General features: G+C 50.0%; 8 protein-coding genes. 5 read left to right on the forward strand and 3 right to left on the reverse strand.

Annotated features, from left to right (window positions below):
• The first annotated feature begins 174 nt into the window (after window positions 1-174).
• The 5 genes from IPH10_14560 to IPH10_14580 all read left to right on the forward strand — a co-directional run bounded on the left by IPH10_14560 (window position 175) and on the right by IPH10_14580 (window position 14,560).
• Entirely contained in the window at window positions 175-2,589 is a 2,415-nt protein-coding gene (locus IPH10_14560; protein ID MBK6912127.1) for a hypothetical protein, read from the forward strand.
• A 76-nt stretch (window positions 2,590-2,665) separates the two neighbouring features.
• The gene (locus IPH10_14565; protein MBK6912128.1) at window positions 2,666-9,667 is read left to right on the forward strand and encodes a right-handed parallel beta-helix repeat-containing protein; all 7,002 of its coding nucleotides are present in this window, start codon (window positions 2,666-2,668) and stop codon (window positions 9,665-9,667) included.
• A 204-nt stretch (window positions 9,668-9,871) separates the two neighbouring features.
• On the forward strand, window positions 9,872-11,086 hold the full coding sequence (locus IPH10_14570) for a PD40 domain-containing protein (GenBank protein ID MBK6912129.1): 1,215 nt from the start codon (window positions 9,872-9,874) through the stop codon (window positions 11,084-11,086).
• 34 nt (window positions 11,087-11,120) lie between these two features.
• Entirely contained in the window at window positions 11,121-12,374 is a 1,254-nt protein-coding gene (locus IPH10_14575; protein ID MBK6912130.1) for a hypothetical protein, read from the forward strand.
• Between the two features lie 308 nt (window positions 12,375-12,682).
• Window positions 12,683-14,560 carry a T9SS type A sorting domain-containing protein gene (locus tag IPH10_14580; protein ID MBK6912131.1) on the forward strand — a complete coding sequence of 626 codons (1,878 nt, stop codon included), beginning with the start codon at window positions 12,683-12,685 and terminating at the stop codon, window positions 14,558-14,560.
• A 368-nt stretch (window positions 14,561-14,928) separates the two neighbouring features.
• On the opposite strand, the gene IPH10_14585 is transcribed toward IPH10_14580, so the two are convergent.
• The 3 genes from IPH10_14585 to IPH10_14595 form a co-directional block, all read right to left on the reverse strand.
• Window positions 14,929-15,120: a hypothetical protein gene (locus tag IPH10_14585; GenBank protein ID MBK6912132.1), complete on the reverse strand. Its 192-nt coding sequence runs from the start codon at window positions 15,118-15,120 to the stop codon at window positions 14,929-14,931.
• A gap of 1,116 nt (window positions 15,121-16,236) precedes the next feature.
• Window positions 16,237-18,789, reverse strand: coding sequence for a hypothetical protein (locus IPH10_14590; GenBank protein MBK6912133.1), 2,553 nt, complete (start codon window positions 18,787-18,789; stop codon window positions 16,237-16,239).
• 221 nt (window positions 18,790-19,010) lie between these two features.
• The gene (locus tag IPH10_14595) at window positions 19,011-19,421 is read right to left on the reverse strand and encodes a hypothetical protein (protein MBK6912134.1); all 411 of its coding nucleotides are present in this window, start codon (window positions 19,419-19,421) and stop codon (window positions 19,011-19,013) included.
• Window positions 19,422-19,573: the final 152 nt, after the last annotated feature.

Raw genomic sequence — 19,573 nt, forward strand, 5'->3', positions numbered from 1 at the left:
AGGTGCCTCCCATGGGCTGGGCACGTCGTGCGACAACATGCAACTGGACCAATACACCTTATGCGCAATGATTTCGTGCCATTAAGAAACAAGTTTAGAATGAACGATCATTCTGCAGGCCAACCGTCAGGGAGTGACATGAACAGGTTGAACAGCACAGCAACAACGCGAATCTTGCCCGGACTTCAGGCCATCCTGATACGGGTGGGGTTCGCGGTCTTGTTTCTGAGTGCGTCATTTGTTTCACACTTGATTGCCGCCCCGCTTACGGTTAACGCACCAAGTAACACATACTTCATCGCCAACGAAGGCCAGTGGGAAGGCGACTTTCAATTCAAATGCGAAGTGGGCAGCGCAGTGTACTATGTGACGCCGAAAGGGCTGACGGTGGACTTCCGGGAGTTCAAGCGCTACCCTATGCCTCGTGATCCGGGTAATCCGTTGGACATGATGGACAGGCATGAGGACCGCGACTCGGTGACGGTGCGAGGGCATGTAGTGCAGATTCAGTACTCCGGTGCTAACCGAAGCCTAACAAGCATGGGCGAAGGAAAGCTGGCACACTATTCCAACTACTTCTTCGGCCGCGACAGCACGCAATGGCGCAGCCGTGTCGGTCACTACCAGAACATCATCGTCCCAGAAGTCTGGCCCGGCATTGACGTCGAATACCGCGCCGACCAACTCGGTGTCGAAGCCGTCTATCACGTCAAACCCGGGGCCGATCCAGCGCAGATTCAGATGGAGTACTTAGGATTGGATGCACCGCTGAGAATTGATGCACAAGGAAACTTGGTGCTAACAACATCGCTGGGCGAAATGAAAGAGCAAGCGCCGTTTGCGTTTCAACCGGTGTCGCGGATGCAACAGCGCGTGGAATCGCGGTATAGAATCGACGGCGAGAGTCGCGTTGAGTTTGAATTAGGTGCCTATGATGCAAAGAAGACTTTGGTTGTCGATCCTTTGGTCTATAGCTCCTACTTCGCGGGCGGAGGCTTCGAAGATTTGTGGGATTTCGCCGTCGACTACGACGAGAACAAAATCCTCTGCGGTTGGACTGCCAGCCAGAGCATCGACTTTCCGATAACTCCTGGCGCGTATGGATCCGACATTTTCCTGCCAAACGGCGGGTTTGTTTCCAAACTCTCGCCTGACGGCACCGAGCTTATCTTCTCGACGATGTTGCCGGGCGAAGCCTGGCGCGTGTGCACAGGTCTGGACGGGAGTATCTACGTATTCAGTTTCACGACGGGTGATTGGCCCTTAACAAGCGAACCATTTGATTCGGTTTACCAAGGCGGCCCTCACGACTTCGCGTTTGCCAGGCTGTCCCCTGATGGAACGGAATTGGTTTACGGATCCTATTTGGCTGGAGACGGCTGGGATGAAGTGGATGACTGTGAAGTTATGAGCGACGGTCGGATCGTCATCGTCGGGCAGTCCGGCTCCACAGACTTCCCGCTAACACCCGACGCTTTCTTTGATTACACAGGCGGGCGGCCTTATATTTCTGTTTTCGATCCTGCGATCAACCAGGTCTCTTACTCAACCGCGTTTGGACAGGATCCAGCTCATCCTTCGAACACGGGAATTCATGCTGTCTCAATCTCAGATGAAGATGATATTTGGGTTGCCGGTGCAGGAAACCTCTGCGATCTCCCAATATCTGATGATGCCATGTTTCCTGATAGCACTGGTTCGACATCCTTCTTCTTCGCGCGTCTAGATCTTGAACAAAACATCGTGCCATATTGCTCATACTTTGGTTCAGCTCAAGATGGCAACGTTGAGATTCAAGACATTCTTGCCGTTGGCCAAGATAGTTTGTATCTACTCGGATACCTCCAGACATGGACACCTGGATTCACATTGCCCCCGGGAGGCTATCAGGAAGTTCAGCAAAGGAGAACAATGGGCTATTTACTGAGGCTCTCGGCCCCAAGCAGTATTGACTTCGGTACATTTCTCGGAAATGCAAATGTGGGCAACTTCAATCAATTTGCATCTAGAGATGAGTCCGGCAGATTCTGGCTTCAGGGAAGCGGTGGCCTGGGGCTTCCGACAACGCCGGATGCGATTCAACACGAGCCAATGGGTGAACTTTACCATCAGTACATATCCTCCTACTCCGCAGACTTGTCGTCATTGTATTACGCAACCTACTTGGACGGAAGTATTCAAGAGTGGTACTCAGGGATACATGCTTCGGATTTGTCCAATATCTGGGTAGGCGGGAACACGGAGTCACATGATTATCCAACAACTCCAGACGCGCTATTTCCGACTATGCCATTTGGTAGGCACCAGGGATTCCTATCGCGCATCTCTTTGCTGCCGTTGTGCGACTCGCTGGTTGTCGATGAATTGATCGCTGACAGACAGAACAACGATATCCTACTCCGCTGGACTCCTGCCTACTTTCCGCACGGGTGTAATACTAATCCTGCGATAGTGTACGAAGTTTTCTTTTCGTTTGACGGTGCGCAATACTATTCACTCGGGTGCGTTGATACGGCCGCGTTCACAGACGCCGGTGCATTGACGCGAGCGGTACGTGGATATTACTATGTTGTTGCCCGTGTGAACTAGCTGCTAATTCTGACGAGTATGACTCGTATCTTGACCTATATCACCCGAACAAGTATTTCTTATCAAGGAGGGAGTCATGTCGCGTTTCATTCTCTTGACATGCATTCTGATTCTGTGCAACGCTCGCCAATCATTTGGTTTGACTGGCTGGTCTTCGGTTGATCCGGCTCTGCAACAACTTAGTTTGAATGACACAGAAGCGCCAATAGAGTTTGGCGCGACGATCCGAATTCGGTATTTGGGAGACTCGCTCGAATGGACTGCAAATGAACTTCAGCGACAGCTTGAATTCAAACTATTAGGCATCGGCATAATTGGATATACGGTCGTAGTCGAAAGTGTAACACTTGAGAAATGCAACATAACTCACGGACCCTTTGAATTCTGTCCGCCTGATGGCATACCCACAATCGTATTGGGGAGTTGGGATCATCTGGAATCCGCCTTTGCCTTATCCCAGCGAGTCGAGTTTACCATTCCTCCAGGCGCAGATGGTAATAGTGAAGAGTACTACATTTGGTCCACAACACCAGAGGAAGTACCGGGTTTTGACTATACCTTAGGCCCTGATGTTCGCATGGCCGTAAGCGCGGCGACCATCAGAGGGTTCAACTATGCAGCAACGTCAATTTGGCAAGGCTGCCTTGCGAGCGCAAGCGAGGGGCTTAGGTGGCAGAGAGCGTCAATTATTGATTACCCGACGTTTCCGTCGCGTCTTGTAGCCCATTTCCAAGCACTAGGAAGTAACCCGAACTACGGCTACGGTGGAAGAACCTGGCAACAAGATTTGGCGGATAGCCTGCTTCGGCTTCAACGTGACGTTCTCCTATACAGTAAAGCTAACGGTATCATCCACGCTGGTAAAGCGCGAGAATATGATGGTCTGAACAGCTCGTCAGCAAATGTCCTTGATGTCATGGAGCATCTTGGAACGGCGGGAAGGGATGATGGTCTCGGCTTTGACGGCGATAAGTGGGGCGATATGCGTTTCGATTGGTACGAGGGCTTCAGTTGGGAGTTACTGGAACATACCCCCCCGGCAAACAACAAGAATCTACTTTATAGACGAATTCCTGTGAAGTCGACCTGCGCTGTGATACCCGGCGGCAACGAGTCCGAAATTGTTGTGGTGCCCGCGAAGCCTGATTCCTTTTTTAGTCGGGCGAACCATGTGAACAACCACAATTTCCACTCTTACACACCGAGCAATCAAAACCCGTCAAAGTTTAGAGGTTGGAATATCGGCGCAACAACCGACGCTGCACTTGATGCACTCGAAATCAATAGAGTGTCAGATAGTCCGGCATGGGGCTGTCGAATTGCGAATATTGATATCGGAGCCTACGCTCAGTTGAATACGTTCCTGAACGTGATTGCTCTTGATCCAAATAGCGGGTCGCAAAACCCAAATATGTCTCCAGCGCGGCAGATGATTTTGTCATTCTCTCTACGATCTACGACAGCAAACTATGTTCGACCTGAAGTGTTCCTAAGGCTTGGTTACCATCTACAATTGGATGGCGCCATGAATCCAGCACCCAGTTCCCCCACCGAAGTAGAGGCTTTTGAATTGCTTCACTTAGATAGTGTTGGGCATCCAAACAGCTCGTGGACAAAACATGAGATTCTTTTCAACACTTTGGACGCGCGATGGGCGCAGCTGTATTTCAGATTTCACAACGAATCTAATTCATTTGCAGACATCGAAATAGATAGTGTCTACATAAGTGATGCCCCTTTCGTTGACATAGTTGGTGTCAATGACCCCAACTACTCCGCTCATGTGATGATTAAACGCGGAACTACGATCGTCAATGCAAATGCGGAAAGTTACTTGACGTTCGCGGAGCGCGTCCCAAATGGCGTGACTTGGGATGACTGGAGAATCCATGACGCAGAAGCAACTCTTCATAATACGGCGTGGGGTACGTATGCGCCACCGCAATCTACGGATATTGTGGAGATAGAGTACTTTGTAGGCGCGAAGACAGCGATATTACTTTCATACACTAACGGGATAATAGATTATTCTGAACCGTGGACTCAGCGGCGGGAAATTCGCACTGACAGTCCAAGCGAATTTACCGATTTAATGCACGATCAAATGCAGTGGTTCGAAACAAGTTTCGCAGCTGAGGGACTCGGCCCATACTTGTCTGGATTCCACTGCATTGAGAACGAGTTCAAACAGGCAGGATACATGCCCGCAGAAACGGACGGAGGGACAGGGCAAGAGAATTGGGGAAATTTCTTGCAAACAATGTATGATGCACTGCCAATCCCAGCAAGCTGGCCAGCTGAAGTTCAACGGCCCATTTATGTCTGGGGAGACATGTTCAACCCCTATCACAACGGAACTCGATTCTCTAGAAATGTGAATCCATATCTGCCAATTCTTGGTTACTCGAATTCAGCAGGTGAGGGTCAAATCGAGATTCCCGGAATCTCGGAAGGCCAGCCATTCAACTTCATTGAGTGGGAAATTCACCGAGGCATCAACCCCGATGAACATGTTGAGCAGAACGTTTCGTACTGGAGTGGACTGACAACAGCGAACGACAGCTTTCGCGCACTCCTCGGGTTTGGCGTTGATCAAGGTACACAAGGTCCATTTGACTTCACAAACGACGAGTCGCGACTTTATTACAAGGGGCTTGTTGACATGGCTGAAGCTAAGAACGAGGATGGGGCGAAGCATGCAGGCGGATTTCTCTTCTATTGGCCCGAGCGCGAACTGGCTTCCGGAAATTATGTGAATGCAAACCACAAGTACTACTATCCCGCATTTGAGTCCGGTTTTGACTCTGCTAAAGGTGAGTGGCTTGAATGGCTTTGGAATAGTAATCCGGTCCTACACCCGATAACACCGTTTTCTATCGCGTATGACGACGCGATTTCTTCCGCTAGTGCCGTATTTAAGGCGTACGAGATTCCTTATCACCCAGACTACATTGATATGTCAGTTGACAGCGTGGTCCTTCAAAGTCGAGTCAATGGCGCATCTTGGACCACTTCAATGGTTACAAATCAGTCTGACAGCCTTTATGATTTCGTGATGGGACTTCCTGACTCCGGTGGGAAAGTCGAGTATCGAATGTGGGCGTTTGAGAAGTTTGGTACATATGGATCTTATCCCGGTCGAGGCACCAAATGGATAGATCCAAACGCCGGTGAGCGCAACTATTTCACCTTCGAGCGTCGCAAGGACGATGCAATCGTCAAACCCGACACGTTCTGGCTGCCGGGGGTGATTACGAAGGAACACCAGGTTGCTCCGAATGGGAAGTTGGTGTTTCAACCGCTGCCGGGATATAAGCATGCAACGCTATACGTCGGCGACGATGCCAAGGTCACAACCACTTGGACAGGTACGGGAAACGCGCGTCCTGAGATCAAGTTCAACGGCACGGACACGAGCTATATTCATGTGAAGCCCTTGTGTGACACCTGTACGTGGAAGGGTATCTTTGACAGCGTCGGAGTCATGGTGAAGAATTTTGTGACTTTCCATGAAGGCACAGGCGAGGCGCTGGTGCTCAAGAACGCTACAGGAGACTCCAAAGCTCAGTTCAACGAGGCTGCATTTGAAGACACGGTACTCGTAAAAGGCCCCACAGAAATTACCGGCTCGGCGACCTTCAATAAGCTGATTGTCGAAAACGGCGCGACGTTGACGATACTGCCGGGCAGCGCACTGTCGTTCTTTGAAAGCGGCCAACTGATTGTCAAGAAGGGCGGCATGCTGAAGGCCTTCGGCAATGATTCCACGGAGATCGTGTTCAAAGCGGCGGTGGACAGCCTGCGGTGGGAAGGCATTCACTGTGAATCCGACAGCCAGATGGCAGCCTGTTCGTTGAAGTATGTTGATATATCTGGCGCGGTGGCAGGAGTTCTGTTGGATCGGTCACGTGGATACGCGGAGCATTGCGTCTTTCACGACAACCTCTACGGCGCACTGGTCAATAACGGCGCGTGGCTTGAAGCGGTAGCCTGTTCTGTCTCGACCAATGAGGTCGGCATCGCGGCGACGAACCTCTCGACGGTTGAACTGCTGGACGTCGTTACAAACTACAACGCTGGCCCCGGCCTCAAAGGCCTATCCCGCTCAAGCTTCTACCTGGAAGACTGCTTCGTGAATGATAACGGCGGCGACGGCGTGGCGGGCGGTATAGGACTCTACACAGGTTCAAACCTGTTCATGGAGTGCACCGAGGTGGCGGCCAACACCGGCTCAGGTATTACCGCCTATGGCGGCACAATCATGCTGACATCGGTCAAGACGGTCGGTGACACCTTGTGGCAATGGCAAGGCAACCGTATCGAGCACAATGCGACGATTCCGTATGAAGGGCAGATTACGCTACGGGATCGCACCGCCTTGGCACTCTGGAACGGCAACAATTGCCTTTGGGATACAACCGGTGACGGAAAGCTGATACACTGGGAAGATCAGGTCGGCACAGACCGTTGGGCGGACGTGTATTGGGGTAGTACGGACACTGCTTCGATCAAGAGCAAGTTGCCATCCAATGTAACTTTGGTCCGGATTGACTCCTCTCGCACATTGTGCCCAACATTCACAGCGGACAACTCGGTTCACGATTCGCTTGTCCAAATATTCCTGCTTCCGCACAACGCCGAGCTTTCTGGTCAATACACCCGTGCTGATTCGGGTTACAAGGCCATGATTCGCAATTCGCAGAGTTCAGATTACGCTCTGTCCGCCGTGGATCGACTCCTGTCGGTAAATCTTGCACAGAACAAAGCATTCGGGCCGGTTCGGGATACACTGACCACGCTGTACAACAACGTCGCCAGCTTGTCTCTGAAGCGGTGGATTAAGGAGGGTCAAGCCTGGTGCTGGGCCGAACTGGACGATTCCACCAACGCGGCGAAGATTCTGGATTCGCTGGCTCAAAACACACCGACGCGCTTTGATCGTGTCGCGGCGCGTGCCCAGAAACAGATGCTGAGTGTACGTCTGCTGCGTGTGCCGTCAGCCGAGTATAAGGCCTCGGACTGCATTGCCTACTTGGATTCTGCCCAGAAGGCGCTTGAAGTAATGAAGGTGTGGACGCAGACCAGCATTACCGATAGCGTGGTGATGTATGCACCCGCAACAGTGGAAGGTGAAATCACCGTCGCACAGCCCAATGGCCGCCTCACCATCTTGCCGCATCCCGGCGCAGAGGACCCAACGATTCGCTTCCGGGGTGCAGGTTCGATACTTGTGCAGGGTTGGGATCTGAACTATCCTCCAGCTAAGATGTACATCCAAGGTGAACCTGAGAATCGAGTAAGGCTGGAGTGGGACTCGACGACGGTCTGGGTGAATATTGAGTCTCGACGCGCCAACATTTACATGAACAATGCTGACTTAATCGGCAAAGGTTGGGTAAATTGGAACGTCGAAATCATATCCGGTGGACGAAGTCCTGTGTTCTACGCGGATTCCTGCACCTTTGTAGGTTTCGAGGATGGTCTGTGGATCCACGGGCTGATTGATTCCTGCACGGTCTCGAACTGCAGGTTCGAATCCATGGGCGGAAATGCCGACAACTACTCCGGCCAGGGATCGGGGATGACGGTCGTCTATAGCGACGGCGTTACCATCGAGAATTGCCAATTCGAAGACAATGATCGCCTTGGAATTTGGGGCTACGAATGCACTGACCTAAGCCTTAATGAAGTCAGCGTGACCGGAAGCGGTGACTACGGCTTCTGGGCTTGGAATGCTGATGCCACAATTAACTGCGGCACATACTCGGACAATGGCGACACGCTACCGGAAATCTGGGTCGAAGACGGCACGGTCAACCTTGTGTCGGGGAATACGTTGATCTCAGACAGCAGCGGCGTATTGATACAGACCGGTCATCCCAGCTATACGGACATTGAAGATGGCCAGAATATGCTGCAACTCCTTGGTCAAAGCGGCAACTACCTAAAGTCACTGGATACGAGTTCAGTCTGGGACATAACCTACAACGCTTGGGCTCCACTGGACCCGGCGGATAGCGGTTTCTTTGCCAAGCTCTATCCCTCTAACCCTGCTAAATGGACGGTAGATTCATCACTGGCACAGTTCATCGAATGCGGCGGGGGTAGTGGAAGTTCGACAGGCCCGCACGATTTGATTGTCGTCACTGAAGATGGCATTGACGGCACATTCTCGACGGAAGCATCAACAAAAAGTGAATCGGTACCGCCTCTTGACAAGAGTGCCAGCCTGGCCAAGCGCACTACTTCAAAAGCTTCCACACTGGCGCAGCATCATTCAGAACTCATCCAATGGCGAGAGTTTCGTGATCTGGCTCGTACCTCTGGTTCAAAATCATCAGCAATCGCGATGGGCAAACGATTCATCGACGAAAATCCCTCTTCACCGTTGGTTCCAGCCACGGTCGTACAGCTCGTTGGTTTAGCAAAGCAAGACAAGGGCAAGCACGCCGTGTCGGCTTTCTTAGCGCAGCACGCACTGGAAACCAAAGACAAAGGCCTACAAGCGTTGATGCAAAGGAAGTCCTGTGTTGCCCTGGCGTTTGAAGGAAATGTCGCGGCAGCGTTGCGCGGGTTGGAAGACTTGATTGAGAGTTCGCCAACAACACGTGACTCGCTCTGTGCTTTGGCCGACGCGACTGGACTCTACTGGGCAAGCAAGAGCACACATGACCTAAGCCCGAAGTACTCGTTTGTCCGGACAGAATCGATCCGTGAGTTCAAAGACAGAATGCGCGAATTGGCGCGATTCCTCGACAGCCCGACGTTCTCAGCAGAACCGGAATCGTCTCCGATTCCAACCTCCTACGCGCTGTACCAGAACTACCCCAATCCATTCAATCCGAACACTGAGATCCGCTTTGATCTACCGGAGGCGATTCATGCAGAACTGAAGGTGTTCAACATTCTCGGACAGGAAGTGGTAACGCTTGTAGATGATGTCCGTGCAGCAGGTGCGTATCGCGTCCTCTGGGACGGCAAGAATGCGGCCGGACTGACGGTGGCATCCGGTGTCTACATCTACCAAATCAAAACACCGAACTTCACAGACGCCAAGAAGATGATGCTGATAAGGTAAATCGCTTGGACGCACTACTGCGTAAAATAGGCTACCATGGGAAGGTTGCCTGGTTCATAACGATCCAGGTGCCTCCCATGGGCTGGGCACGTCGTGCGACAACATGCAACTGGACCAATACACCTTATGCGCAATGATTTCGTGCCATTAAGAAACAAGTTTAGAATGAACGATCATTCTGCAGGCCAACCGTCAGGGAGTGACATGAACAGGTTGAACAGCACAGCAACAACGCGAATCTCATCCGGAGTTCAGACCATCCTGATACGGGTGGGGTTCGCGGTCTTGTTCTTAGTGCAAACCGTAGCATTTGGACAATGGACGGAACCAGTGCTGATGCGGCCGCCAATCAATGTTGATCCGCCAGGAAGTTATTACTATTCAACAATTTCGGCAGATGGTCAAGTCCTTTGCATGACGATTTACCAAGGGGCACCTAACGATGATGATGTTTACATTTCCGAGCGGATTGACGATTCGACATGGACAACTCCGGTCAATGCCGGGCCAAACGTGAATAATGAGGGCCGGAATCTTAGCCCTTCGATCACGTCCGACCGCCAACGCCTCTACTTTGTCTCCTACCATGAAGGTTCCTACGACATATTTGTGTCACATCGAACCGGACCGGACTGGGATGACTGGTCCCCGAAAGAACAGCTACCTGAGCCAATCAATCGCGGGCGTGAATTCACGGGGCAGATATCCTTTGATGATTCAACCCTTGTCTTTACTTCAACAGGACAGCCCGGCATGCATGAAGGCGGAGACGCGGCCTTCACGAGCCGCTTACAGCCGGATGGCTCATGGTCAGAACCCGAAGAAATCGCGTTTCATTTGTACGATCCAAGCGGTTTTGTCTCACCATGTTTGACCATGAACGGAGAAGTTTTTGTATATGGTCAACGATGGGGACATAACAATCCTGAGATTCTCTATGCCATGCGCACGGACTCGGGCTTTAGCGCAGCAATTCGCTGCGACTCCACTATCAATACGGAATGGTGGGATTCCGGACCAAGCTGTCCTGCAGATGGATCTATCTTGATTCTTGATAGCCGTCGCAATCCACCAAACGGGGCAGCTCGGCTTTACGAGGCCCGGCGAGTGTTCACGAATACAGATGAGCCAAGTAGAGGATCGAGCCCTATACCTACCATTCGGGTTTCCCCGTCATTTGGGAGTTTTGGAACAGTGTTTGAAATTGCACTACCCTCACGTCTTGCCGGCTCAGAAATTAGGATTTACAATATTAGCGGCCAAATAATTGAAAGCCTGCAGGCAAATAGACAAGACCAAACTATATTTTCATGGAAAGGCGGAAATTATGCGAAGGTTAACTTGTCATCCGGCATCTACTTCATTCATGCGCGCAATAAAACACAATCAGGAGTTGGCAAAGTCTTATTGTTGCGCTAAGAGTTGCTTGGTTTTAATTCTATGGATCATACTGTTGCCGCAGTTGAACGTCGCAACCGCCCAAATGAATTTTACGTGTGGAACGCCCGATACTGCGATCCCCTTGCTGGATTACCAGACATTGCCGACACGAGGTACACTAAAAGCATGCATGGTTTGGGCTGGAGTTTGGGATTCGGTGAACAATGTCGGACTCCATCCGAGTCAAGATACAGTTTATAGAACTCCTTTTGCAGAAGCGCCCACATGGTATTCAAGTTTTCTCGATCCCGGATGGCCTTACAGTCTTATCAATTGGGTTGAGACTGTATCGCATGGACAACTGACATTAGATGCAGACACAGGCGACGTACATGTTCGGAATCGCACAACTCGCGAGCGTTACAATTATTTTACCGACCCGCAACTGGCATATGACTATTCACTTGGTTGGCCATACGCGAGCCAACTCTTAAGTGAGATTGACGAGGATATTGACTTCTCTGAATATGACGCAAATGAAGATGGTGGCGTAGATTTGTTCATGATCATGATGGATTACCCTTTTGATGCCGGACAAGCACACATTAGTTGGTATGAGCTGGTGAATGATACACTTCGAATTGACGACTATGTAACTAACGATACAACAGCAGACGGCGATTCGGTTGTTATTCAACAGCAAAGAAGTCTCATTGTTTGGGTAGATTCCCGCGTGACTCCGAATGAAAGGAAGAGGAGCACTTGGAATTGCATTTTGACTCACGAATTCTCTCACCTCTATGGCGTTGACCATGAAAGCGGATATTATGGAACGGGAGCCTTTGCTCTGATGACTGGAACTGGGTTTGCCGATCCGGACACAGTGACGATTCCGAGTCCATATATTCCTGCGGCCAGCACAGGTTCCTATTTGAGTTCAATGGGCGGTGAAGAAACACAATATTTCTATTATTCACTTCCGGATTGTCTGATTCTTTCCACTCAGAACAATACGCTTCGAGATTTCGAAACCTTTGGTGATGCCGTAATGCTTGTGCCCGATCAATTAACAGGTGCAGACGCATTAAACTATTTCCTAGTTACAAATCATCAGCGACGCAATGATTTTGAATTTAATTGGCCGGGAACTGGACTGTTGATTACGCATGGGATCGCGCTGCGGAGGACGAAACTGCCCCGCGCTTGCATAAGCGCTTTGATATTGAGCATCCTATGGGTTTATTCGATTGGATTGAACCGTATGAGGATAGAGACACCGTGGGTGTATTTGTTTGGGGATCTGATACTGCACAGCCAAATTCGATAGAGGGGCTCGATTCAATGGATTACAATGCAACAGTAGTTGATTCTGCTGTTGTCTACATGTACCCTTTCGGCAGAAGTGGCGGATCGGGCTGTTTTTGGCAAGCGGGAATGGAGTTCACGCCTTTCACGAACCCTAACACGAACTTGTACAATAGTAACAGCCAATCTGTCACGTCCGATTTGAGCATTTCAAATGTTCGTTTTGATATCGGAACTGAGACATTTTCGCTTGATGCTTATACCGACCGTTGGGGGGGAACATATCCGAATGACGCAGTCTGGAGAGATACGGTTTTTGTGGAGTCAACTTTGGCTATTGCATTTACATCAGAATTGACTATCGAGCCGGGAACCATTGTTTGTGTTGACGCTGATGCGGCCATTACAATTGGTGGTTCTTTGGTCGCTCTTGGCACGGCAAACGAGCGAATTACCTTCCGCGCCAAGGACCCAGGCGAACGCTGGAACGGGTTGACGATACAAAGCGGTTCAGTTGAAATGGACTACGTGAACCTACAAGATTTCAAGGACCACGGTATCTACGTTGAATCCCCGGTAGCGCCGATTTCGATTAACCATACGGACTTCGATTGCTCGAAGTTGAAGTACAATGGCATCGGTCTGCGCTTGTGGAATTCGCCAACCGTCACGCAGCAGGTGCAAAACAGCGCCATGCATTCCGTCCCGTCTGATAGTCATGTCGTGGGCATGAACCTCTACAACTGTAAGCTGGCCTTCGACAACGTGATCATTGAAGACTGCGATTGGATCAATTCTCTGATCAAGAAGACATCGGGTAGTTTCACGAATTGCGTATTCCGAGACCGCGCGCAGAACTACGCCGTTCTGTTTACCACTGCGCCGAACACTCCCAACTTCCGCTGCTGCACGTTCGAAAATCTGGCGCCATTCTCAGGGACATGGCCCACGACAATTTACTGCTCCGCCGGAACAACGCCCTCGTTCGGTGCCGAAGGAGACGTCGGCGACGGAGCAAGCTGTACCATCATGGATAGTAGCGACTACCTCCTGACCATGTCCGGCTGTTACACGCTCCCAATCGTGGATTCTGATCCGCCCGTGCCGCCGCAATACGGTTCCAGCAATGGCGGGCACAACAACTGGATTCAACTAGACGGGGCCGGGAAGTTCTTCAGAAACTTGCGGGACGACCTACTCTGCCAAGAATATCCCTGCACCGAGCAGTCTTGGAACCCGTGGACATCATCATCAATGTACACACCACAAGGACGCTGGGACTACGAACCGATGTCATTGATGTGGCCTGAGTGCGGCGGCGGTACCGGCTCAGCAATCCATGATGGCCCATTGGCTCGTGATGAAGACGGCACATTGGATGACGGCGAGTACGATGTGACGATGCATGAAGCGTTGCAATTTGAGCAGGCCGAGGACTACGCGGCGGCACAGGAGTTGTTCCGCTACGTGGCCGAGAACACGAGCGACACCACGCAGCGTTGGAATGCGCTGACCCATATTGTCGTCTGCGAGTCGTTCACGCTGGGCGGCGGATCGTGGATGCCAGAGCTGGTTGATGATATGATCGAGCAGCAGAACACCTACGAGAGCCGCGTGCTCGGCGAACGCCTACGGGCGAGCTTCCATCAAAACCGCGAAGAGTATGACGACGCCATCTTGACCTGCGTGAATCTGCTGGGCAGCGGGTTGACGTTTGAAGATTCCATACAAGTTGCAATGGACCTGTTGGGAATCCAGAGTTCAATTGGTGAAGGAGCGGGAGGCAGCCTCGACGGGATGTCCGCGACCCACATGATCCCCGCATCCCTCCGCGCCGAAACGTCAGAAGAAGTTCTGCAGATTGAGCGACACTTATTCGCGTTGCTGAGTCCTAACCCGGAGCAACCTAAAGTATCTGCAAACATTCCAGTGGAGTTCAAGCTCTATCCTAACCATCCGAACCCATTCAATCCATCAACGCAAATCGAGTTCGACATCCCCGAGGCCTTGCCTGTGACGCTGACGATCTTCAACTCCCTTGGCCAAACTGTGGCCACGATCATTGGCAAGCCGCTTCAAGCAGGGCACCACACTGTGACATGGGACGGCACGGCTGGCAACGGCTCCGAAGTCGCAACGGGTTTGTACGTCTATCAAATCAAAGCCGGGCAGTTCATTGACTCGAAGAAGATGGTGTTGATGCGTTAACCGTCGTCTTCATTTAGAATCTGAAGAGCCTCACAATCGTGGGGCTCTATTTTCTGGCATAAGAAGATAGTGAACGTTCATTATCCTTGGAGGCAACTGTGTGGCGAAAGATCCCAATCGAGCTTGCTCTAGATGCAGGCAAAGCTCTGTTAAGACATCTTCGAAACGTCTATCGCGGTAGACGCTGACAAATATTAAGAGCAGGTTTTCGCCTGCTCTTTTTAGCTACTTGAACAGCAAGATCACTGGTGATCTCTTGTTGTTCCGCGTTATTGACTTGTGATGCTGATCTTGTTTGATACCGATTTGAACCCGTGAAATACGCTTCCAAGCAGGTCTATACGAGGTGATCCTGCAACAATCAGACATCAACCGATGGTTGATGCGTTCTCGGCTTCAATTCCTCCGCCCCAGTAACGGTGTATCTTCTCGCTGAAGGCTTCTGCCCAAGCAGGCAACGGTTCTTGTGGTTTTCTGAACTCTAGCCCGAGATCGTGCATGCGGCGAAGGGTGAAGTCTTGGCTCCGAAGAGCTGTATTCTGGTTCATCAGGAACTTCATGTACTGCGATGTTGCTCTCATTCGTGCGTCCTTTCTTGAATTTTAAGTTGTTGTTAATAATAGTAATAGTAGTGTAAGCTGAGTATATCCAAGCGATTACCCAAAATAAGCAAGCAACATCTTGTTTTTATTGGGGCCTTGAGTATTATTAATAACTTAGTGTTTTCACGAAAAATAACCCAATATTAATAAGCACTTACTAAGAGATTGGTTTTCCAATAGGTTACTCTAAGCCCATTAAAAACAAGGGTCCAAAAACACCCGTCTGCCAGTAATTTCCACTAAAGCTGGCATGAGTATTATTAATAACTTACGAAAAACGCAAGTCAACAAAAATAAGGGCTTATAACTCTCAAAAACCCCTGCCAGTTGTGCTCTGTACTCTCCCCGTATATCTTCATTCTCATCATTCTCTTCACTATTCTTTCTTCGTCTGCATATCTCTATATAAATATTACTAAATAACTGGCATTACTGGCTAAAGCATTGATATTCATAAAAAGTCACTGGCCAAAAACGACCCACTTCTGGTAGCGGGAAATTCTAAACTACTGATATTGTTTCAGCGAACCCTTCCAGCTAACTGGCAGGGTAGTCTTGAGGCAGAACAGGGCAAACCAAGTCTATTGGTTCGGCATCAATCTACTGATGGCCCAATAACAGGTCTGCCGGCCTCTCTGCGAATTGATCTCGGCCAGAACGTGAAAACGTGCACGATTGGTTCCTTTTGCTCGTCCTAGGCCGTCTAGAGCCCATCCGACAATTTAGAAGTAGTATTGAGGTAGTAGTGTTGGTGTTAAGTACCTAGATTTCGAACTGCAACGGTACAAGTGTAAAGAGTGAAAAACTTGGTGACACTGCAGATGAAGTTACTGGTCATGCATGTAGTTGATTTTGCTCGCTTGGTGAAGGAAGTGGTGAAAGTGAGGGGTTTTTGGACCCTAAAACTATTTCTGGCGGGGGACCGCGCCTATGGGATATCCAGTGTATCTATACCCAAAATAACTTTAAGAGATAAGACTCTCACTTCTTTCACTTCCTTCACTCTTTCATGTTATTGCTCAACTTAAGGAGTGATAAATTTGGTTCTTCTGTGAATGCAGTTTATCACTTTCTTCACTCATCGAGGGGATCGTCGGGACTCTGGTCGGCATAGTGACTTTTCGGGCGAAGGATTTTGAACCCAAGCTGCCGTTTGTTGTTCTTGGAGTCACTTCGCATGGAAATCACGCCCATTCTGATCAATGCTTCGGTGTAAGCTTTGATTGTGCTGGCACTGCGTAGACCCAGGAAGCTGATTGCTGCGCGGATGTCTTGAAGCTTGACATAAAATTCGCCGCGATATTCGGTCGGATCATACCAAAGTTCTTTGATTTGATGGCCGCTGCTGTTTGTAACGGTTTCATGTTTACCCATGACCAGGATCTCTGCCAGTTCTTCGGCTTCCATTTCAACACTGGTCATGCTCGATGCGTACAGATCGTCTGCCAGCGGGGTGATGGGGGCTGCGAGGAAGTAGCGGTTTCTGGGATCACGGTTCTTCAATAGGTGTTCGAAGCGTTCTTTTAGCTCTGTACGGACATAGTGCCCGAGTCGGTCTTCCAACTTAAACTTTATCTCTCTGTCGATCTTGTCATCCGGGACTTCTTTGCAATAGTGAATGAAGAAGTTGTTGACCTTCTCGCTGCGCGGCCCTTCACCCCATTTCAGGGCAATGGGTTTGGGGTCGTTGGTTGCAAAGATCAGGTTCAAGTTGTTTGGCGCATTGAATTCACTTTCATACTTCTTGTTGATCGGCAGCTTATCGCTTCCGGTAATACGTTTCAGTTCGGCATACTGTTCGGGCTTATGTGAATTTCTGTTCTCGTCTACGAATAGCAGCTTGTTCGTGTACTGCGGATTAAAAGGCTTCACGTCACCGTCCCACAATCCCAACAGCTTCGGATAGATCTTACCGACCATGTCGGCAAATGTGTTCTTTCCGGCTGAACGGCTGCCAGCCAAAACAATGACCGGCAGCTGTTGATAGTTTGTATACGTATAAACCGCGAGCCAATTCTTGATGAATTCAGCATGTTCACCGAATAGTTCTTCAAGAAAGCGATTGATGAGTGCATTGTCCTGTATCTTTGGCGGTATTGCTGGATAGCGCAGGATAATTGCATTCTCCTCCGGCTCGAACGCGTAGCCGATCTTTTCGCTGTCCGCACTTCCAATTCTGCGCAACTGAAAGTCGTCACTGGAAAAGCTAAGTTTCGGGTTGTTGAAAACAGCACGCTTAGCGTATTCGAAGTCTTCTTGATTCCGAAAGTGTTCCTTCTTCAGTAACTCGGGGCTGATGTACTTGTTGGCCCGTGTTTCAATTCGATGTAATTCACCCTTGAAAGCAAACATGCCCGGCGTCACAGGATGTTCGTAATACGCTTTGTTACACTTCTCACACCAGATGTGCGCGAATCGAAATTCATCAAGCTTCACAAAAGCATCTTGATGGCTGCACACTGGACAAACCACTGGCAGCTTTCCTGTTGCATCACAAAGCATTAATTTTACGGCCTGCAAGTCAGCGGTTTCCCAGTCGGCGTCTGCTTTGATCAAATAGTCCTGATCCCAATTCAGTCGAACTAGTGCGGCACTGTCAGCGATGGTGATACTTCCCCAACCGGCTGGTGCTTTAGGCGCAGGGCCAGTGATTTCGAACGTTAGTCCCTGTGCGCGAAACCTTTCGTACGTCTGTGGTCCGTGAAAGTTCAATACTTCTTCGCGTATGCGTTCAATCTCTGCCTGGTCGAAGTTCGCAGCATCCTGCCTACTTAGTTCAACGAAACGGTCCCAGCCGCCCTTGAACACGATGTAGTTCGAACCTAAACCTAGCCAGTGATCGTATTGCCAACCGGTTGGGTCGTTCACCCATTGGGCGACAATTGGACAGTTGACTTCCATCTTTTCAAGACCGGGCTGATTCAGTTCAATGCCGGTGCCGTTTCTGGATGGTTGATTGCCGATAGCAATCGCCGCCATAAATGGCTTCACGATGTTCAAGAAGTTCTGGCTGTCGGCAACCTGCCAGTTCTTTAAGGCGTTGTCGGGGTCTTTACAGACATCACCCGACGCGTCCAGAAAGACAGTTCGTCCGTCGTTGACGCCAAGTCCCCATTCATCAGCGCTACCGAACAGCGGAAGCCAAATAAAATTACCCAGACCATCATCGCTCTTGGGGAAAATTTCGTTAGCGAAGCTTCCGAATAATTGTTTCCCGATGCCCCGCAATCCATCGCGCACCGTTCGTGCTGGCAGCGGTTGATCAAATGCAATGTGCAAATGATAACATTGACCGTTTGGATTCTTGCTACGCTCCAGAATACTGGGGATAGAAAGCAGTTCCAGTTCTTGTTGATACTGCAGCGCATCAGCAAGCCATCTGTCTTCGTCTTCTGCATCTTGGTGATTTTCGAACTCGACCACTGCCCATTGGACTGTTCCGTCGGGCAGCAAATTGTATAAACCTAACCTTAACTCGCCTGATAAGTGCTTCTGTAATCTCTTTAATATGCTGTCACTGACTGACACCGCGATGGATGTGCTCCCGCTGCCTTGTCCGACTCGGTCTTCGCGACCTGCAAACTTAGTACGTAGTTCTTCTATGTAGTTCATATTCTTTATCACCATATGCTTCTCTCCTTAGCTGAAAAATGAGCGTCTTGAGCATCCTATGTGCGCTCAAGTAGTCTGCGAGATTTACCTGCGCAGTTCCGTTGTAGAAAGCACGCTCTAGCTTCTTCAACGTGTCCGTATCTTTGAACTCGATCCACACCTGTCCACGGTCGTCGAGTTCTTGCGAAGTCATTTCGCATTGATTGCTTGCCAATAGGCAAGACAGTCCAAAATCTTTAGTCTTCACACTTGCTTCCTTTCATCTTATATGTGTTTCGCGCGTCGCAGGCGTTTACGAATGCCTCGACTTTCTCTTGCTCCGAGTATCGGGGATCTGCATAGTCTTCAAGCCTACATCCCTTCGTGTTGATCGGCAGGGAAACGGCTTGCGCGAGCGAGAGTATTTCGTCAACGAGCAGTTTCTTGTTTATAAAGCTTGGGTGTTTTAATCCACCGCTGTTCCAAATTTCTTCTATGATATCATCGCGTTTCGCAAAGTCTATGAGCCAGCCCGAGCCACTGCCTGTTCGTAGGTAAAAGTGATTCTTGTACCTGTAAAACCGGTTGCCTTCTACCTTCCATTTTCTGAAGGCCCACTGCGCTATCTGATGGGACTCCGCCTGCTTCTGTACTTGTGTCATTGCCATAGTCAATTCCTTTCATGGTTGTGTGTCTTCCGGCACAAAAAAAGGCCGGACATTGTGTTATGTCCAGCCGACGAAAATGCGAGTGAGTTAGAAATCTAAATCGCTATGTGCATATGCGTCGGTCATGGACGGTCAAACTTCTCCAATAATGG

It is taken from the genome of bacterium, from assembly GCA_016702305.1.
Classification (GTDB): Bacteria; Electryoneota; RPQS01; order RPQS01; family RPQS01; genus JABWCQ01.

What these genes read in the sequence shown, in the direction of transcription:
- IPH10_14565 (MBK6912128.1), top strand. Translation starts at nt 2,666, where the DNA reads ATGTCGCGTTTCATTCTCTTGACATGCATTCTGATTCTGTGCAACGCT.
- IPH10_14570 (MBK6912129.1), top strand. Translation starts at nt 9,872, where the DNA reads ATGAACAGGTTGAACAGCACAGCAACAACGCGAATCTCATCCGGAGTT.
- IPH10_14585 (MBK6912132.1), bottom strand. Translation starts at nt 15,120, where the DNA reads ATGAAGTTCCTGATGAACCAGAATACAGCTCTTCGGAGCCAAGACTTC.
- IPH10_14590 (MBK6912133.1), bottom strand. Translation starts at nt 18,789, where the DNA reads ATGGTGATAAAGAATATGAACTACATAGAAGAACTACGTACTAAGTTT.
- IPH10_14595 (MBK6912134.1), bottom strand. Translation starts at nt 19,421, where the DNA reads ATGGCAATGACACAAGTACAGAAGCAGGCGGAGTCCCATCAGATAGCG.